The 17,687-nt window shown below is 46.0% G+C and carries 14 protein-coding genes and 1 tRNA gene; all 15 read left to right on the forward strand.

Annotated features, from left to right (window positions below):
- The first annotated feature begins 5 nt into the window (after positions 1-5).
- The 15 genes from der (at position 6) to ACM5Q9_RS02485 (ending at position 17,155) form a co-directional block, all read left to right on the forward strand.
- Entirely contained in the window at positions 6-1,421 is a 1,416-nt protein-coding gene (gene der, locus ACM5Q9_RS02415; protein ID WP_418143155.1) for a ribosome biogenesis GTPase Der, read from the forward strand.
- A 3-nt stretch (positions 1,422-1,424) separates the two neighbouring features.
- Positions 1,425-2,519, forward strand: a complete 1,095-nt coding sequence (gene hisC / locus ACM5Q9_RS02420; RefSeq protein WP_418143129.1) for a histidinol-phosphate transaminase — start codon at positions 1,425-1,427, stop codon at positions 2,517-2,519.
- A 117-nt stretch (positions 2,520-2,636) separates the two neighbouring features.
- On the forward strand, positions 2,637-2,873 hold the full coding sequence (gene hfq / locus ACM5Q9_RS02425; RefSeq protein ID WP_169294762.1) for an RNA chaperone Hfq: 237 nt from the start codon (positions 2,637-2,639) through the stop codon (positions 2,871-2,873).
- Between the two features lie 72 nt (positions 2,874-2,945).
- A complete protein-coding gene (gene hflX / locus ACM5Q9_RS02430) occupies positions 2,946-4,043 on the forward strand; it encodes a GTPase HflX (RefSeq protein WP_418143130.1) in 1,098 nt (365 codons plus the stop codon).
- Positions 4,018-5,340: an FtsH protease activity modulator HflK gene (hflK, locus tag ACM5Q9_RS02435; RefSeq protein ID WP_418143131.1), complete on the forward strand. Its 1,323-nt coding sequence runs from the start codon at positions 4,018-4,020 to the stop codon at positions 5,338-5,340. The genes hflX and hflK overlap by 26 nt, the downstream gene beginning before the upstream one ends.
- Before the next feature lie 12 nt (positions 5,341-5,352).
- On the forward strand, positions 5,353-6,243 hold the full coding sequence (gene hflC, locus ACM5Q9_RS02440; protein ID WP_418143132.1) for a protease modulator HflC: 891 nt from the start codon (positions 5,353-5,355) through the stop codon (positions 6,241-6,243).
- 131 nt (positions 6,244-6,374) lie between these two features.
- Positions 6,375-7,541, forward strand: a complete 1,167-nt coding sequence (locus tag ACM5Q9_RS02445) for an ATP phosphoribosyltransferase regulatory subunit (RefSeq protein ID WP_418143133.1) — start codon at positions 6,375-6,377, stop codon at positions 7,539-7,541.
- 70 nt (positions 7,542-7,611) lie between these two features.
- Positions 7,612-8,907, forward strand: coding sequence for an adenylosuccinate synthase (locus ACM5Q9_RS02450; protein ID WP_418143134.1), 1,296 nt, complete (start codon positions 7,612-7,614; stop codon positions 8,905-8,907).
- A 16-nt stretch (positions 8,908-8,923) separates the two neighbouring features.
- Positions 8,924-9,469 carry a phosphoribosyltransferase gene (locus tag ACM5Q9_RS02455; protein WP_418143135.1) on the forward strand — a complete coding sequence of 182 codons (546 nt, stop codon included), beginning with the start codon at positions 8,924-8,926 and terminating at the stop codon, positions 9,467-9,469.
- A gap of 229 nt (positions 9,470-9,698) precedes the next feature.
- Positions 9,699-9,911 carry a 30S ribosomal protein S21 gene (gene rpsU, locus ACM5Q9_RS02460; RefSeq protein WP_169294755.1) on the forward strand — a complete coding sequence of 71 codons (213 nt, stop codon included), beginning with the start codon at positions 9,699-9,701 and terminating at the stop codon, positions 9,909-9,911.
- Positions 9,908-11,821 (forward strand): DNA primase, encoded by a 1,914-nt coding sequence (dnaG, locus tag ACM5Q9_RS02465; protein ID WP_418143136.1) that lies wholly within the window; start codon positions 9,908-9,910, stop codon positions 11,819-11,821. The genes rpsU and dnaG overlap by 4 nt, the downstream gene beginning before the upstream one ends.
- Before the next feature lie 119 nt (positions 11,822-11,940).
- Positions 11,941-14,307 carry an RNA polymerase sigma factor RpoD gene (gene rpoD / locus ACM5Q9_RS02470; protein ID WP_418143137.1) on the forward strand — a complete coding sequence of 789 codons (2,367 nt, stop codon included), beginning with the start codon at positions 11,941-11,943 and terminating at the stop codon, positions 14,305-14,307.
- A gap of 92 nt (positions 14,308-14,399) precedes the next feature.
- Positions 14,400-14,476 (forward strand) — tRNA-Ile (locus ACM5Q9_RS02475).
- Positions 14,477-15,253: 777 nt separating this feature from the next.
- The gene (msrAB, locus tag ACM5Q9_RS02480; RefSeq protein ID WP_418143138.1) at positions 15,254-16,765 is read left to right on the forward strand and encodes a bifunctional peptide-methionine (S)-S-oxide reductase MsrA/peptide-methionine (R)-S-oxide reductase MsrB; all 1,512 of its coding nucleotides are present in this window, start codon (positions 15,254-15,256) and stop codon (positions 16,763-16,765) included.
- Between the two features lie 15 nt (positions 16,766-16,780).
- On the forward strand, positions 16,781-17,155 hold the full coding sequence (locus tag ACM5Q9_RS02485) for a rhodanese-like domain-containing protein (protein WP_418143139.1): 375 nt from the start codon (positions 16,781-16,783) through the stop codon (positions 17,153-17,155).
- Positions 17,156-17,687 lie beyond the last annotated feature (532 nt).

Consider the following 17,687-nt stretch of genomic DNA (forward strand, 5'->3'; position numbering starts at 1 on the left):
ACAGTATTCAGTTTAAGCCCGTAGTTGCCCTGGTAGGGCGACCCAACGTCGGTAAGTCTACTCTTTTTAATCGTCTGACCCGTTCGCGGGCAGCGCTAGTGGCGGACTATTCCGGCCTAACGCGTGATCGTCACTATGGCGAAGGTCGTGTGGGCGATTATCCTTTCCTGGTTATTGATACTGGTGGTTTTGAGCCAGTTGCCAAAACAGGGATCCTCAAGGAAATGGCCCGTCAAACAGAACAGGCAATTGCCGAGTCTGATGTGGTTATTTTTCTGGTAGACGCGCGCGCTGGTGTAAATGCGCATGATCATGAAATTGCCCGCATGTTGCGTCGCGCCGGTCCCAAAGTCGTGCTTGCCGTTAACAAGGCAGAAGGCATGAACAGCGGTCAGGCCAGTGCCGAGTTTCATGAGCTTGGCCTGGGTACGCCCCATCCCATTTCATCCGCGCACGGAGATGGTGTGGTTGATTTGATCGAAGAAGCCCTGTCGCAATTGGATAATCCTTATATCCAGTCTGTGTCAGAAGCTCAGGATGAAGAGGTTCCCGAGCCTGATCTGGAGCAGGAAGAGTCGATCCAGGAAGAGCCTGAAGAGGAAGTTTTTACCGATCACCGTATCAAGCTTGCCATTGTCGGTCGCCCCAATGTGGGTAAATCCACCCTTATTAATACCCTGATGGGTGAGGAACGGGTGATTGCTTTCGATATGCCTGGCACGACACGTGATGCTATTGAAATTGATTTTGAACGCAACGGCAAAAAATATACCCTGATTGATACGGCTGGCTTGCGCAAGCGTGGCAAAGTGTTCGAGTCAGTCGAGAAGTTTTCTGTCATTAAAACATTGCAGGCCATCGAGGCCAGTAACGTTGTGTTGTTAATGCTGGATGCCCAAACTGAAATTTCGGAACAGGATGCCCATATTGCCGGTTTCATTCTGGAGTCTGGCCGTGCGTTAGTGGTAGCCATTAATAAATGGGACGGCCTTGACGCTGACAAGCGCGAATGGATACAGCGTGAATTTGAACGCAAGTTGCGCTTTTTGTCGTTTGCCAAACTGCATACTATTTCAGCGCTTAAAGGGCAGGGCGTGAATGCTTTGCTTAAATCGGTTAACGAAGCGCATGCGGCCGCTTTCATTAAGTTGTCAACCCCCAAGCTTACGCGCGAATTACATGCAGCGGTAGAACAGCAGCAGCCCCCACGCAAAGGTATTTTCCGGCCTAAAATGCGTTATGCGCATCAAGGCGGACAAAACCCACCGCTTATCATTGTTCATGGTAGCGCTTTGGATGCCGTGCCTGATTCTTACAAACGCTATCTGGAGTCCAGGATGCGCAAGGTTTTCAACTTATCGGGTACGCCTTTGCGAATAGAGTTCAAGTCTTCTAAAAATCCATACAAACAGGCGGAGTAAAGCGTGAGTAAATTCTGGAGTGATTTTGTTCAGGAGCTGAAGCCTTATGTTCCTGGCGAGCAGCCCAAGGATGGTGAGTACATAAAGCTCAATACCAATGAGTCACCGTTTGATCCATCTCCGTTGGCGATTGATGCAATTCGGCAAGAGTCCGAGGAAAACCTGCGTTTATACCCAGACCCGGAATCAGACAAGTTGCGTGAAATGGTCGGGCGCTATTATGAAATTCCCGCCGATTATGTATTTCCGGGTAATGGCTCTGATGAAGTCCTGGCGCATTTGTTTTACTCATTGTTCAAGCATCAGGGCAAGAAAATCCTGTTTCCGGATATTACGTACAGTTTTTATCGGGTATATGCCAAACTGTACGATATCAATTTTGAGGCCGTTCCCTTAAACGATCAGTTTGAAATTGATATCAATGACTATATTCGGGTTTCAGCCGATGAGGTTTGTGGCATTATTTTTCCAAATCCGAATGCACCAACCGGGATTGCGGTCAGTCTGGAGGCAATTGAACAGCTTCTTCAGGCGCAGCCAAATATTGTGGTGGCCATCGATGAGGCCTACGTGGATTTTGGCGCAGAATCAGCTGTTTGCTTGCTAGAAAAATACGATAACCTGATTGTCTTGCAAACCTTGTCCAAATCGCGTTCATTAGCTGGCTTACGGGTAGGATTTGCGTTGGCGCAGCCACACTTGTTGCAAGCCCTTGTCAGGGTTAAAAACAGTTTTAATTCTTATCCCATAGACAGGTTGGCGCAAGTGGGTGCGATAGCTGCTTTTGAGGATGATGCCTACTTTGAGCAAACCCGGCAGGAAATTATCTCTTCACGGGAATATGTCAGCCAGGAATTAAGTAATTTGGGTTTTGTGGTATTGCCTTCAAAAACCAATTTTGTGTTTGTTTCACACCCACGGGTTGATGCAGCTATATTAAGTGCCCAATTACGTGAGCGCCTTGTTTTAGTACGGTATTTTGATCAGGATCGCATTTCGCAATACTTGAGGATTACTATCGGAACAAGAAAACAATGCGAAATCTTGATAAAAACATTGTCTGAAATATTAACTTCAACTAATATTGACGCTGAATAAAAAAAATTACCGAAAATATTGAAATTTACTTATTAGGTGGTAAGTTGCTTAAAATGTCGGTAAAGTATTATTTTTATAAAATTCACCTATTCATAACATTAAAATGGAGCCTCGCCAATGAGCACTAAAGGGCAATCACTACAAGATCCTTTCTTAAATGCACTGCGTAAAGAGCATGTTCCCGTATCTATTTATCTGGTTAACGGGATCAAATTACAAGGACAAATCGAATCTTTCGACCAATATGTGGTTTTACTAAGAAATACCGTTACACAAATGGTTTACAAACACGCAATTTCCACTGTTGTTCCAGCTCGTGCTGTCAGTTTTCAGGTTGATGTTCCTGCTGAATAAGAAAAATAATCTTTTCGCAGAAACACGGCCCGCCAGGTTAGCCTGTGCGGGCATTTTCCTTTTTAAGGGTGTATGCGCGCATTAATTATCAGTGTAGATTTTGGTAAACCCGATTACCAGGCTCATGCCGAAGAATTTGAAATGCTGGCCAAAGGCGCTGGCGCAGAGGTTGTTGCCACGATTGTGGCCAAACGGGACAAGCCCGATGCAGCACATTTCATTGGCTCGGGAAAGCTTGAAGAGGCCGTTTTGCTGGCCCAGTCTTCCGATGTGGATATCATTTTGTTCGATCAGGCGCTTAGCCCGGCGCAGCAACGAAATCTTGAAAGAGCGTTCAATCTAAGGGTGGTTGACCGTGTGGCACTTATCCTTGATATTTTTGCATTACGCGCCAAAAGTCATGAAGGAAAACTTCAGGTAGAACTGGCGCAATTGCAACACCTCGTGACGCGGCTTACCCGGATGTGGACTCACCTTGAGCGTCAGCGTGGTGGTATAGGCATGCGCGGTCCTGGTGAAGCACAGCTTGAAATGGACAAGCGGATGATCGGTGACAAGGTGAAGGTGTTGCGAGAGCGGTTAAGCAAGGTCGAAAGGCAGCGCACCACGCAACGTCGTTCACGGGCAAGGGGTGGAACCATGTCGGTTTCACTGGTGGGCTATACCAATGCAGGGAAATCAACCCTGTTCAATGCCCTGACCCGAGCAGGCGCCTATGCGGCTGACCAGTTGTTTGCTACGCTTGATACCACAACCCGAAGGATATGGATTGAGGGTGCTGGCCAGGTGGTTGTCTCTGATACCGTCGGATTCATCCGTGATCTTCCCACAACGCTCATTGCCGCTTTTAAGGCAACCCTTGAGGAAACGGTTCAGGCCGATTTACTCTTGCATGTCATTGATGCTTCAAGCCCACAGCGGGATGAGCAGATTCTTGAGGTGAATAAAGTGCTTGAAGAGATCGGAGCTAAAGACATACCATGTATTCTTGTTTACAATAAGATTGATGCTGCGGGCTATGAACCAAAAGTTGAACGAAACGAAGAGGGCAAAATAGTCCGCGTTTTTGTCAGTGCATTAGATCGAACCGGCTTGGACGGATTGCGCGGGGCAATCGCTGAAGCCAAAGAAAAAATAGGAAATAATGTTGCGAATCTCAAAAATATTTAATTTGAACGATCCGGGTTGGGGTCGGGGTAATCAGAATGGTTCAGGCCAGAACGAACCGCCAAAACGTCCCTCCAACCAGGGTGATGGTCCGCCTGATCTTGATCAGGTATGGGCAGATTTCAATAATCGAATCAAAAGTGTCTTTGGTAATAAAAAAGGTGGTGGCGGCTTTGGCAAGCCACCCCGTAGCGGAGGGTTCAATCCTTCGCCCAAGGCTGCCAGGTTTGGTATTGTTTTTATTGCTATTGTTGCCTTGCTGCTTTGGCTGGCTAGCGGTTTTTATATCGTTCGCGAAGGTCAAGTGGGTGTGGTAACGCAGTTTGGAAAATATCTGAAAACGGTTCAGCCGGGTTTCCAGTGGCATATTCCACGACCTGTTCAAAATGTAGAATTGGTTGATATTGCAAGTGTCCGTTCTTTCTCGGTTGGTTATCGTGATAACTCCCGTAATAAAGTGCTGCCTGAAGCCTTGATGTTGACTGAAGACGAGAACATTGTTGATGTTCAGTTTGATGTCCAGTATCGCCTGAAAGCAGGAATGCCACTTGAGGCCGGTGACTACAGTCCTGCGGCAGATTATTTGTTCCGTCTGGTTTCTCCTGATGAGTCGGTGCGACAGGCAGCAGAAACGGCCATGCGTGAGGTGGTTGGCAAAGAGTCAATGAATAAAATCCTGTATGAAAGCCGTACGGCAGCTGCTATGGACGTTAAAAAACTCATGCAGCAAATTCTTGATCGTTATAATTCTGGTATAGAGGTTACTACGGTAGCTATTCAAAACGTTCAGCCCCCCGAGCAGGTGCAGGCCGCATTTGAGGATGCCATCAAGGCCGGTCAGGACAATGAACGTCAGAAAAACGAAGGTAACGCTTATGCCAGCAAGGTTATTCCAGAAGCACGTGGCCAGGCGTCTCGCATGGTCCAGGATGCGGAAGGTTATCGTGCAACGGTAGTGGGTCAGGCCCGTGGTGAGGCTGCCCGTTTTGAAAGCATAGAAAAGGAATATGCAAAGGCTCCGGAAATTACGCGTGAGCGTATGTATATTTCCACCCTGGAAGATGTCTTCAAAAATGCATCTAAAGTCATGGTGGATACCGATGGCGGCAATAATATGATGTATTTGCCGATTGATAAATTGATCGAGCAGGCACCAACTTCCTCCGTGGTAACCCCGGCTGCAACATCAACGCCATCCAGTGCAGTTACTTCCTCCAGCGGTACTGCGTCAGCTTCTACCAGTGATGCCAGTGCAGCATCACGGAATCGTCTGGCCCGTGATAACTTTGACCGTCGCTAGGAGGTGGATATAATGAATCGTAATACTGTAGTGGGTCTTGTACTTTTTGTGGCGGCGCTTTTGCTGTCATCGTCAATTTTTATTGTTTCCGAGCGAAACTATGCCTTGGTGTTCAAGTTGGGTGAATGGCAGCGTACCATCCAGGAGCCTGGCCTTTACTTCAAACTTCCAACGCCTCTTGAAAACGTGGTTTATCTCGACAAGAGGATTCAGACTATCGAGTCCGGAGATACGGAAAGAATCCAGACCTCTGAAAAGAAAAACCTGATTATCGACTCTTATATTAAGTGGCGTATTTCTAATCCCTTGCAGTTCTATGTGTCCTTTGGTGATAGCACCTTTGCCGCACAGAATCGTCTGGGTGCGCAAATTCGTGATGCGCTTAATGCGTCAGTCAACACGCGTACCGTTCGTGCTGTTATTTCGCAAGAGCGTGATGTGGTCATGGCCGAGATTCTGAATAACGTGGAAGAGCGGGCCAAGCCTTTGGGTATCCAGGTGGTTGATGTGCGTTTGAAGCGTATCGAGTTTTCTCAGGAAGTTTCTGATTCGGTGTACTCACGTATGCAGGCCGAGCGCAAGCAAGAGGCAAATAGCCTGCGGGCCAATGGTGCTGCAGAAAGTGAGAAGATTCGTGCCGAGGCTGATCGTAAGGTCCAGGAAGAGCTTGCCCAGGCTAACGCCAAGGCCCAGGCTATCCGTGGTGAGGGTGATGCCCAGGCCGCGGGAATTTATGCTGATGCTTATGGAAAAAATTCTGATTTCTACAGTTTCTATAACAGCATGAATGCATATAAATCAATATTCGGATCGAAAAAAGATCTTTTGGTTGTTGATCCTGATTCTGATTTCTTCCGGTTCTTCAAGCAATCTGATGGAAATGTGTCGACCAGAACACAATAAATTGAAAAACTGGTTTATTTACTGAACTTATGCGTAATTAGTTGTACAATGCCGTGTAAGTTCAGAAACTATTCCTAAATGCGGCTCGCATTGCTTACGCAATGAGCCGCATTTTTATTTGAAAAATTGCCATGACAACAAGTAACTGGTTATTGCCCGAACACTTGTCGGATATTCTCCCGGCAGAAGCGCGGCGTATTGAAGAGCTGCGGCGTAAATTGCTTGATCTTTACCGTACCTTCGGATTTGAAATGGTTGCGCCGCCATTAATTGAGTATACCGATTCGCTATTGGCTGCCAAAGGTATTGACTTGCAATTGCGTACCTGCAAACTGGTAGACCAGTTGTCTGGCCGTACCATGGGTTTGCGTGCCGACATGACGCCGCAGGTAACTCGCATAGATGCGCACTTGCTTAATCGAGAGGGGGTGACCCGGCTTTGCTATTGTGGCAGCGTTATTCATGCCCGTCCTGCCGGCTTGCTGTCTGATCGCGAGTTGTTGCAAATCGGTGCGGAAATTTATGGTCACGCCGGTTTTGAGGCCGACTTGCAAATCATTCAATTGGCGCTTGAAAGCCTTGAAATGGCAGGTGTCAAAAAGCCGCGTATTGACCTCAATCATCCAAATGTTTCCCGCGTACTGGTAGATTCGGTTCCATCGCTTTCAGAACGGGCTGGTGAAATATTCTCCCTGCTGAACGATAAGGATGTGCCAAGCCTTAAAGAGTTGCTTGAGACATGTCAGGATGTGCCGGAAAATATCGCCAATGCGCTGGTTTTGCTGCCAACCTTGTATGGTTCCGTTAATGTGCTTGATGAGGCCCAGGAAAAATTGCCCGATTTGCCGGGTATCAGGCAGGCCTTGCAGTCACTGCGCGAGCTGGTGAGTGCGTTGGATAATGCTTGCGTGGGTATTGATTTGGCTGATGTTCGTGGTTACGATTATCACTCTGGTGTCAGCTTTGCCATTTTTGCGCCGGGCTGGCACGATGCTATCGTGCGTGGTGGTCGTTATGATAATGTAGGCAAGGTTTTTGGCAGGGCGCGTCCTGCAACCGGTTTTAGTCTCGATTTACGCAAGGTTTCTGCAGGTCTGCCTCCAGCTCAGCCTTCAAGAGCCATTAAAGCTCCATGGGGGCTTGATGTGGATCTGGTTGAGCGAATTCGTGAATTGCGAAATCAGGGACATGTGGTGGTTCAGATTTTTCCAAATAGTACGCAAAGTGTCGATGAATTCATTTTTGAAAGTGAGTTGGTCTATAGCGAGGGTGACTGGGTCCTGGAAAGTATTCAGTAAAACTAGGTCTTGACGGGTGCATTTCTGCCGGCAAGTGACGAACGATGTATTTTTATTTATTTGATTTAATATGAGCAAGAACGTAGTTGTTATCGGTACCCAATGGGGTGATGAAGGCAAGGGAAAAATTGTTGACTGGTTAGCCGAATCAGCGCAGGGCGTTGTGCGTTTCCAAGGCGGTCACAATGCAGGTCATACCTTGTGGATTAATGGTAAAAAAACAGTTTTGCGCCTGATTCCATCAGGAATCATGCATCCTAGCGTTACTTGTTATATCGGCAATGGCGTTGTGCTGTCTCCAGAAGCGTTGCTTAAAGAAATTGAAGAGCTTGAAAGTGCGGGTCTTGATGTCCGTTCACGCCTGAAAATTTCAGAAGCCTGCCCCTTGATCCTGCCTTATCACGTTGCGGTTGATCAGGCGCGTGAAGCGAAAAAAGGCGATAACAAGATTGGTACCACCGGTCGTGGTATTGGCCCTGCTTACGAAGACAAGGTCGCACGTCGTGCATTGCGGGTACAGGACCTTTATAATCCTGCGCTTTTCGATGCAAAACTGCATGAAGTGCTTGAATATCATAATTTCATTCTTACCCAGCATCTGGGTGCTGAGCCTATCTCTTTTGATGATGTCAAGGCGCAGGCCATGGCATTGGCTCCCATTATCGAACCAATGGTAGCCGACGTTTCCGCCTTGTTATACCAGGCGCAAAAAGAAGGTCAAAAGCTGTTGTTTGAAGGTGCGCAGGGTGCGCTGCTTGATATCGATCATGGTACCTATCCATTCGTTACCAGCAGCAATTGCCTGGCTGGTGCTGCATCGGCGGGGGCTGGTGTTGGTCCTCAGCGTTTGAATTATGTTTTGGGTATTACCAAGGCATATACGACGCGCGTGGGTTCAGGACCATTCCCCACGGAGCTTAATGATGAAATCGGTGCCCACATTGCCAAAGTCGGTAATGAATTTGGTGCGGTAACCGGCCGTCCCCGTCGTTGTGGTTGGTTTGATGGTGCCGCCCTTAAGCGTTCTGTAATTGTCAATGGTATTTCTGGTTTGTGCGTTACCAAACTGGATGTTCTTGATGGTATCGAAAGCATCGGTTTGTGCGTGGGTTATCAGATTGCTGGCCAAAGGGTTGATCTCCTGCCTTACGGTGCGCATAAAGTTGCCAAGGCAGAGCCCATTATCGAAATGATGCCGGGCTGGAAAGAATCAACCGTTGGTGTCAAGGAATACAATCAGTTGCCTGAAAATGCCCGTCATTTCCTGGATCGGATTGCTGAAATCTGCGAAGTACCTATTGATATGATTTCAACTGGCCCCGATCGCATGGAAACCATTCTTCGTCGCCATCCATTCCAGGACTAATCGGAGTAGGTGAATTATGTCATTACCACCAAGCACAGATAGCGATTTATGGGTAAGTTGGGATGAGTATCATCACTTGGTTGAGAAACTGGGGCTGATCATCTATGAATCGGGCTGGAAATTTGACAGTATAGTTTGTTTGGCTCGTGGCGGAGTTCGTGTGGGAGACGTGCTCTCACGCGTGTTCGATGTTCCTTTAGGTATCTTGGCGACCAGCAGTTACCGTGAGGCCGCCGGAACCGTTCAGGGTCAACTTGACATCGCCCAGTTCATTACCATCACGAAAGGTACTCTTGAGGGTCGTGTTTTGTTGGTGGATGACATGGTGGATACGGGGCTTACCTTTAGCAGGGTGCAGGAGCATCTGCTAAAGCAGTTCCCTAGTATAATAGAACTGCGTTCGGCTGTTTTGTGGTGGAAAGGTCACGCCAAGGTTGAACCTGATTATTATGTAGACAAGCTGCCTACAAACCCCTGGATCCATCAGCCTTTTGAGGATTATGATAGTTTAAGGCCACATCAATTGGAAGCTTGGGTTAGAAAGGGTGTGAAAAACAACTAATTTATGCTATAATCCTAGATTACTTAAGTTTTTAGTTTGCTTTGTTGATAAGGCGGGTTAAACTAATACCCAAGGTTTTAGTTGGGAATAGATAAAATCATACCCATAACGTAAAGTTAAGCATGGCGAAACCCTTATACTTGGCATAGCCTGCCAACAGCGTTATGTGATTTTATTTATCAGGCTAATTTTTATTTACCATTAACTGAGCTTAATTGCTTTCATATACATGCCACAAGTAAGATTAAAAGAAAATGAGCCATTCGAGGCTGCATTGCGTCGCTTCAAGCGCACTATTGAAAAAACTGGTTTGCTAACAGAATTGCGTTCACGCGAATTCTATGAAAAACCAACTGCAGAGCGCAAGCGTAAACACGCCGCTGCTGTTAAGCGTCACTACAAACGCATTCGTAGTCAGCAACTGCCTCCACGCTTATATTGATTCCTGAAAGTTTTGTTCAGGATTTGCTGGCCCGCGTTGACGTTGTCGATGTGGTTGGCAAGTATGTTCAGTTAAGAAAGGGCGGGGCCAATTTACTTGGCCTGTGCCCCTTTCATAACGAAAAATCCCCTTCATTTACGGTCAGTCCCACCAAGCAGTTTTATCATTGCTTCGGTTGTGGGGCGCATGGTACCGCCATTACTTTTCTGATGGAACATACCGGGGCTAGCTTTCCGGAAGCAGTCCGATCCCTGGCAGGCTCGGTGGGTATGGTTGTGCCTGAAGAACAGCGTAGTCCATTTCAGCAGAAGCAGGTCAAGCAAAAACAGGCCGAAACCATGCTGCATCAGCAGGTGCTTGAAAAGGCGCATTCCTTTTATTTGTCCCAATTAAGAAGCAGTACACAGGCCATAGCGTATTTAAAGCAGCGCGGCTTAAGCGGCCAGACTGCCAAGCGCTTTGGCTTGGGCTGGTCTGGTACTAACCGACAGGGGCTTAAAGCGGTTTTTGCTAATTACGAAGCACCTCTTTTGGTTGAGTCCGGTTTGGTCATAGAGTCGGAAGATGGTCGTCGTTATGACCGGTTCCGTGAACGGATCATGTTTCCCATTTTCAATGCAAAGGGGAAATTAATCGGCTTTGGCGGGCGCATTATTGGCAAGGGTGAGCCAAAATACCTTAACTCCCCCGAGACCCCTGTTTTCTCCAAGGGGCAGGAATTGTACGGCCTATGGGAAAACCGCCAAGGTATCCGCGCTGAAGGTTTTGTGCTGGTGGTGGAAGGCTACATGGATGTGGTTGGCTTGTCTCAACAAGGCATGGATAATGCCGTGGCAACGCTTGGTACTGCGACAACTCCCCAGCATATACAGAAATTGATCCGGGCAAGTGACCGGATCGTTTTCAGCTTCGACGGGGATAACGCGGGAAAGAAAGCAGCCTGGCGAGCATTACAAGCTTGTCTGCCATTGTTGCGAGACGATATTTCAATTCGCTTTCTGTTTTTGCCGTCAGAGCATGACCCCGATTCTTATATTCGTGAATTCGGTGCCGATGCTTTTAGGGAAAAAGTGCAGGAATCCGTCGTGTTGTCTTCCTTCATGTTGCACACACTGGCTGAACGCCATCCGCTGAATGAGGCGGAGGGCAGGGCAGCTTGCCTGCATGAGGCAAGGCCTTTAATTACACAAATCCCTGAGTCTGGCATCAAAACCCAGATAGCCCATGATTTTGCCAGGCTGGTTTCCTTGACTACGGAAGAGTTGCTGAAAGACCTTGCCCTTTATCAGGATGAAACTGCTTTACGTGCTCCTGGGGCATTACAGCCTGTGGTGGCGCAAAGTCAGGCAATGCCATCTTTTGAGGCTTCTGGTTTTGACGGGTTTAATGAAATCTTTGACAGTGAGCCCTTTGATGAGTTTTCGCTGCCGCAGATGGAGAAAAAAAAGCCTTTCGCCATTAATCCTAAGAAAAGTTCCGCCAAACAGGTAACTCCCTTGGCCAAAAGGTTATTGCGTTTATTGGCCATACATCCTGCGCTGGTTGATCAAATTGCAGATCAGCAGCTTGAAGTTTTGAGTCATAGTCCCCATCTTGCATTGGTACGTGAGTTTATTTCGTTAGCAATTTCAAGTGGTGCACGACATATGGGTGCATTGTTGCAGGCCTCTGAAGAAGGCTCTGACCTGCATTCTATTTTGTCTTCCATTTCTGTGGAAACAATCAGCATGGAAGAATTGCCTCATCCGCTGGATGAGTGGAATGATGCATTGCAGCGTATCGAAATGGATACCTTACGCACTGAGCAGGCAAAACTGGTTCAGGAAGGATTGAATTCCGAATCGGCCCGCCAACGTTACAAGGCATTGAATAAACGTATTTTATTTTTGGGTCGTGTGGTAAAACGATAAATGATGTACAATAATCGGTTGTTCATGCTTTTTCGCCAATTCTAATTTATAGCTTTTTTTATAAAAAATTCATAAGTTAGTGTTGTTTTGTGGTTGTTTTGTCACTTTCGGAATCTAATATGATCAAAGACAGTAGTAAGCCGACTTCTACCAAGACAGCAGTAAAAAAAACAGCAACAAAAACTGTAAGCAAGAGTCCATCCAAGGCAAAGCTTGACACAAAAAGCATAATTAAACCAGAATCTGCTGCATCCGAAACCGGGGCGCCTTCAACTGTAAAAACAGAAGGGCAATCTCAGGGGGATGCGTCCATATCTTCAAAAGTAGTTAATAAGGCAGCAAGTAATACGGTGGCTAAATCAATTAAAGACGCAACGACAAAGACTCGTGTTCCCAGTAAAAATCTTGACATGGATGATTCACTGAGTGATTTTGATGATGATTTTCAAGATGATGAGAGTCTCTCAGAAAAAAGCTCCAGGTTTTCCGCTTCTGGCGGTCGTAAGCCTGGCCGTCCGTCCAAGCCCAAGAATGATGAGGACGATTTCCTCGATACTGGTGATGACGAGGTGGAAGAAGTTCCAGAGCTTAAGCCTGTAAAACGTGGTAAACGTGGTAAAGATGCCAAAGATATCGTGACAGGTGGTACTCGAGGACCATTTTCAGCTGAAGAGCTAGAAGCACGCCGTAATCGGCTTAAGCAGTTGATCAAGCTGGGTAAAGATCGTGGTTATCTTACTTACAGTGAAATCAATGACCAATTGCCTGATGACCTTGTAGATGCCGAAGCTATTGATGGCATTATCAGTACCTTTGGTGATATGGGTATTTCGGTTTATGACCAGGCCCCAGATGCCGAGGCATTGCTGCTTAATGATAACGCAACAATGGCTACTGCGGATGATGATGTTGAAGATGAAGCTGAAGCGGCATTGACAACGGTTGATTCCGATTTTGGTCGAACAACCGATCCGGTCCGTATGTATATGCGTGAAATGGGTACGGTAGAGTTGTTGACCAGGGAAGGCGAAATTGAAATCGCCAAGCGAATTGAAGATGGCCTGAAGCATATGGTCATGGCAATTGCTGCTTGTCCTACAACCATCAACGAAATTCTGAATCACATCCAGCGTGTGCGTGATGGCCAGGCTCAAATTGACGAGGTCGTTGATGGCCTGTTATCTGAAGACGGTGAAGAATATGCCGGCTCTGGCGTTGTGGAAGAAGAAGATGAGGATGTACCCGCTGGTGGCATGAGTAGTCGTCAGATAGAGACGCTGCGTGATGAGGCGCTTGCCAAGTTCGATATTGTCGAACACTGGTTTGGTCGCATGAAAACCATATATGAAGAGGGTGGCTATAAATCACCCGAATACATGGAGGCCAAGCAGGCTATTCTGGATGAGTTAATCGGTGTGCGTTTTACCGCTAAGATGGTTGAGCGCCTGGCTGACTCTTTGCGTGCCCAGGTCGAAGAAGTGCGCTTGCTTGAGCGTACGATCTTGCATACATGTATTGATCGTGTTGGTATGCCGCGTTCTTATTTTATCAAGGCGTTTCCAGGCAATGAAACCAATCTGGATTGGGTTCATCAGGAAGTGGCAAAAAATCCTTCTTATGCCGCTACCCTTGAGCGTTCAATTCCTGATATCCATGAAATCCAGCAAAAACTTATTGACCTCGAAACATCCGTCATTTTGCCAATCAAGGATCTTAAGGAAGTTAACAAGCGCATGGTAACGGGTGAAGCCAAGGCCAAAAAAGCCAAGCGCGAAATGATCGAGGCTAACTTGCGTCTGGTTATTTCAATTGCCAAGAAATATACCAACCGTGGCTTGCAGTTTCTGGATCTCATCCAAGAGGGCAATATTGGTCTGATGAAGGCGGTGGACAAATTCGAATACCGCCGTGGCTATAAATTCTCTACCTATGCAACATGGTGGATTCGCCAGGCAATTACGCGTTCTATTGCTGATCAGGCCCGTACGATTCGTATTCCGGTTCATATGATTGAAACCATTAACAAGATGAATCGTATCAACCGCCAGATTTTGCAAGAAACTGGCGTAGAGCCTGATCCGGCAACGCTGGCCCAGAAAATGGATATGCCCGAGGACAAAATCCGCAAGATCCTGAAAATCGCCAAAGAGCCTATTTCCATGGAGACGCCAATTGGTGATGATGATGATTCACACCTGGGCGATTTTATTGAAGACGGCGCTACACTGGCACCTTCTGATTCAGCGCTGTATGGTTCAATGCGTGATGCCTTCAAGGAAGTTCTTGACTCCCTGACTCCTCGTGAAGCCAAAGTGTTAAGAATGCGTTTTGGTATTGGCATTAGCTCTGATCAGACACTTGAAGAAGTGGGTAAGCAGTTTGATGTAACCCGTGAACGCATTCGCCAGATTGAAGCGAAGGCCTTAAGAAAATTGCGTCATCCAAGCCGAGCTGATAAACTTAAAAGCTTTCTTGAAAATCAGTAATAAATGTGGTTTAATACTGATCTTTCTGAATGTAATGAATAATTCAGGAAAGCTTGTAGGGCAAAGGGTGTATAATCCTTTGCTTAGATTATCCCCCTGTAGCTCAGTTGGTTAGAGCAGAGGACTCATAATCCTTTGGTCACTGGTTCGAGTCCAGTCGGGGGGACCAAAAATACCTTTAGATTCAATAAATTAGCCGCTCCTTCAAGCGGCTTTTTTATTGCCTGTAAGTTTAGTGTGGCATAAGTGTGTCATGAATTCGGTCGCGCTGGCATAGTTTGCAATATGGTCTGCATCCAAGTGAGTATACATTTGCGCCATTTCAATCGTTTACCGCCCGCCCGGCTCTTTTAAAATCATGAGCGGGGTTGCGGGCTGAGCATGCCAGTTGGCCCTGGTATGATGAAAATCATGAAATTTTAGTGTCTTTCTGTCAACACTCCTTGTGGGCCTGTCAAATATCCGTTTATCAACCTGGTAAATATTTCTTTCACTCTCCCTCTCTCCTTTGTAAGGCAATGCTGGGTGCTGGCATCAATCTTCTGGTCTTTCTGTGTCGGTTAAGAAAATTAATTACTGCAGAGATAGCCAGACCAATCTAGGTCAAAAGTAACAGCCCGGGCTCTGGTGATCTATCTCTTCGACTTAGCTATAGTAAGGCATTTTCTTGTGAGCACATGCCCAGACTGTACTTGCATCACCGGCAAGAGCCAGAGCGTGATGCGGCTAAAAGATGGCGCAGGCAGATTACTAACTAATGACGTATTGCTGTGTTGTTGAATCATTTTGTTTCAACTTTATTTGTTTAAATCCTCAACTACCTTGAACAACTTATTATAAAACTGATCATACTCAAGAAGACATATTCCATTATTTTGAGGGTTTGCGCATGAAAGCCAGGCAGCACTATTCTGATCAAGTGTTTTTCTTCGGTTTTTTAATATTAATGATGACCATATTAAGTTTTGGCTCAGGCAAGGTTCACGCCAATGATGCTGCTGGTTTTCAGCATTTATTGACTTTACAGGACGGTAAAGGTCGCTTGGCTAAACAATGGATTGAAGAAGGTAAGCCAACTTTGGTGAAGCTTTGGGCGAGCTGGTGTCCGCTGTGCTTGTCAGAGTTGGGCACGACTCAGGCCTGGGTGCAAGACAAGGGCTTTGAAAATGTTAATCTGGTTTCTGTTGTTTCTCCCGGTCAACTAGGAGAAAAACCGTTAACAGATTTCAATGAATGGTATGCCGGTTTAAATTACCCTGAATTGCCGGTCTTGTTGGATCCAAAAGGCAAAGTGCTCAAAAGCACCAGTGTTGCGGTGTACCCTAGTTGGGCATTATTTGATAAAGATAAACGCTTGGTACGCGTTATCAAAGGTAGTTTGCATCGTGATCAGGCATTGGCCTTGGTTCAGGATCCACAATCAGACTTGAAGAAAATCGCTCAGCCGTTTTACAAACCCGTCAGGGATACGGCTTCTGTGGCCATGAACCCGAAAACCATTTATCTGGCTGGAGGTTGCTTTTGGGGAGTGGAGGCCTATTTTGAACGTATTCCCGGTGTTATTGATGCGGTGTCTGGTTATGCAAATGGCCGTACCCAAAACCCAAGCTATGAAGATGTCATTTACAGGCAAACAGGTCATGCTGAAACCGTCAAGATTACATACGATGCGGACCGGCTGAGTTTACCTGATATCCTGGAGTATTATTTCAGGGTTATTGATCCTACCAGCCTGAATAAGCAGGGTAATGATAGGGGTACTCAATATCGAACCGGGGTATATTTTACTGATCCTGCAGAGCAATCGGTTATTCAGGCTGCTTTGGCTAATGAACAGAAAAAATATCGCAAGCCTTTGGTTGTTGAAAACCTGGCCTTAGTGCATTTCTTTGATGCGGAAGAGTATCACCAGGATTATTTGGCTAAAAATCCCAATGGATATTGTCATATTGATTTGAGTAAGGCAGATATTCCGCTGGAAAAGCAAGCTAAAGTATCTGAGGCAGCGGTGTGGGAAGATTTTCAAAAGCCTGAAGATAGCTTATTGCGTCAACAGTTAACAGCAGAGCAATATCGCATTACCCAGCAAAATGGTACCGAGTTCGCTTTTAGTCATGCGTATGATAATTTGTTCGAACCGGGCCTGTATGTGGATATTGTAAGTAATGAGCCTTTGTTCAGTTCCAGGGAAAAATATGACTCAGGTTGTGGTTGGCCAAGTTTTACCAAGCCAATCAATGAAAATGCGGTAACCAGGCATACAGATTTGAGTTATAACATGCAGCGTATAGAAGTGCGTAGCAAAATAGCGGATTCTCATTTAGGGCATGTTTTCCCGGATGGGCCAAAAGATCGGGGTGGATTGCGTTATTGTATTAATGGTGCGAGCCTGCGTTTTATTCCCCTGGATAGAATGGAAGCCGAGGGTTATGGCTCTTTGATAAAGTTCGTTAATTAACGGGATAATATGGTCATGATTGTTAAATTAAAATATTCCATGCTGGCTGTAATAGTATTGTTAGCACCTGGTGCGACAACCTTTACTTATGCGCAGACAGATATTGCGCCGGTGGTACAAAATAAAAAACAGGAGTCAATTTGGATTGATGTACGTACACCCGCTGAATTTGCGTCGGGTCATTTGAGTAATGCGATTAATATCGAATATCAGGACCTAGGCTCGGAAATTATGTCTGTTACGCAAGACAGGAGTATGCCTATTAACTTGTATTGCAGGAGTGGGCGTCGCGCTGAGATCGCTAGGCAGGTTTTGTTGAAGATGGGCTATGTCAATGTAATTAATCATGGCAGTTATGAGCAAGCCACAAAATTAACTGCGCAGAATTGAAAATAAAATGACAGTCTGACTGTAATTTGGCTGTAAATATCTGTGTTGTAATTTGACGCGTGATATTTTGATTGTTTTGGATGCTAAATAAGTACAAGAAAGTACAAGAAGGGTAGGGCCATCTATGAATGGGTGGGCCAATGCGTAAAATTCACATGCTTTTAATCGATAAGTGAATAAACGGAAATGGTAGTTAAATTCCTGTGATGTAAAAACACTACAAACTTTGTTTTTATATATATTCAATCTAATCAATAGGATAGGTTTTTATGTGGTTATTTCCGTAAAGATAATAACCACAAAAGTTTGCGGAAAATGAAATCATCATGCTATAGTTCATTCTTTCGCAGCAACAGCACTAGGGTTTACCCTTAAATGCCAAGCAGCGAAAAGCGAAACGAAGTCAGTGTGTTAATCTAAGCTTTGATTAGGCGGTGGCAACGTGGGGCAGGTAAATCTGGTGCGGTTAGCTAGATAGTTTAAAAAGAACGGTTTTAAAAATACTTTAAAATAGTTGTTGACAAACAAAACC

The sequence above is a fragment of the Advenella sp. RU8 genome, from assembly GCF_048381675.1.
Lineage (GTDB): Bacteria > Pseudomonadota > Gammaproteobacteria > Burkholderiales > Burkholderiaceae_B > Advenella.

Coding starts and splice junctions, on each gene's coding strand:
- hfq (WP_169294762.1), top strand. CDS start 2,637: ATGAGCACTAAAGGGCAATCACTACAAGATCCTTTCTTAAATGCACTG.
- hflX (WP_418143130.1), top strand. CDS start 2,946: ATGCGCGCATTAATTATCAGTGTAGATTTTGGTAAACCCGATTACCAG.
- hflK (WP_418143131.1), top strand. CDS start 4,018: ATGTTGCGAATCTCAAAAATATTTAATTTGAACGATCCGGGTTGGGGT.
- hflC (WP_418143132.1), top strand. CDS start 5,353: ATGAATCGTAATACTGTAGTGGGTCTTGTACTTTTTGTGGCGGCGCTT.
- ACM5Q9_RS02445 (WP_418143133.1), top strand. CDS start 6,375: ATGACAACAAGTAACTGGTTATTGCCCGAACACTTGTCGGATATTCTC.
- ACM5Q9_RS02450 (WP_418143134.1), top strand. CDS start 7,612: ATGAGCAAGAACGTAGTTGTTATCGGTACCCAATGGGGTGATGAAGGC.
- ACM5Q9_RS02455 (WP_418143135.1), top strand. CDS start 8,924: ATGTCATTACCACCAAGCACAGATAGCGATTTATGGGTAAGTTGGGAT.
- rpsU (WP_169294755.1), top strand. CDS start 9,699: ATGCCACAAGTAAGATTAAAAGAAAATGAGCCATTCGAGGCTGCATTG.
- rpoD (WP_418143137.1), top strand. CDS start 11,941: ATGATCAAAGACAGTAGTAAGCCGACTTCTACCAAGACAGCAGTAAAA.
- msrAB (WP_418143138.1), top strand. CDS start 15,254: ATGATGACCATATTAAGTTTTGGCTCAGGCAAGGTTCACGCCAATGAT.
- ACM5Q9_RS02485 (WP_418143139.1), top strand. CDS start 16,781: ATGATTGTTAAATTAAAATATTCCATGCTGGCTGTAATAGTATTGTTA.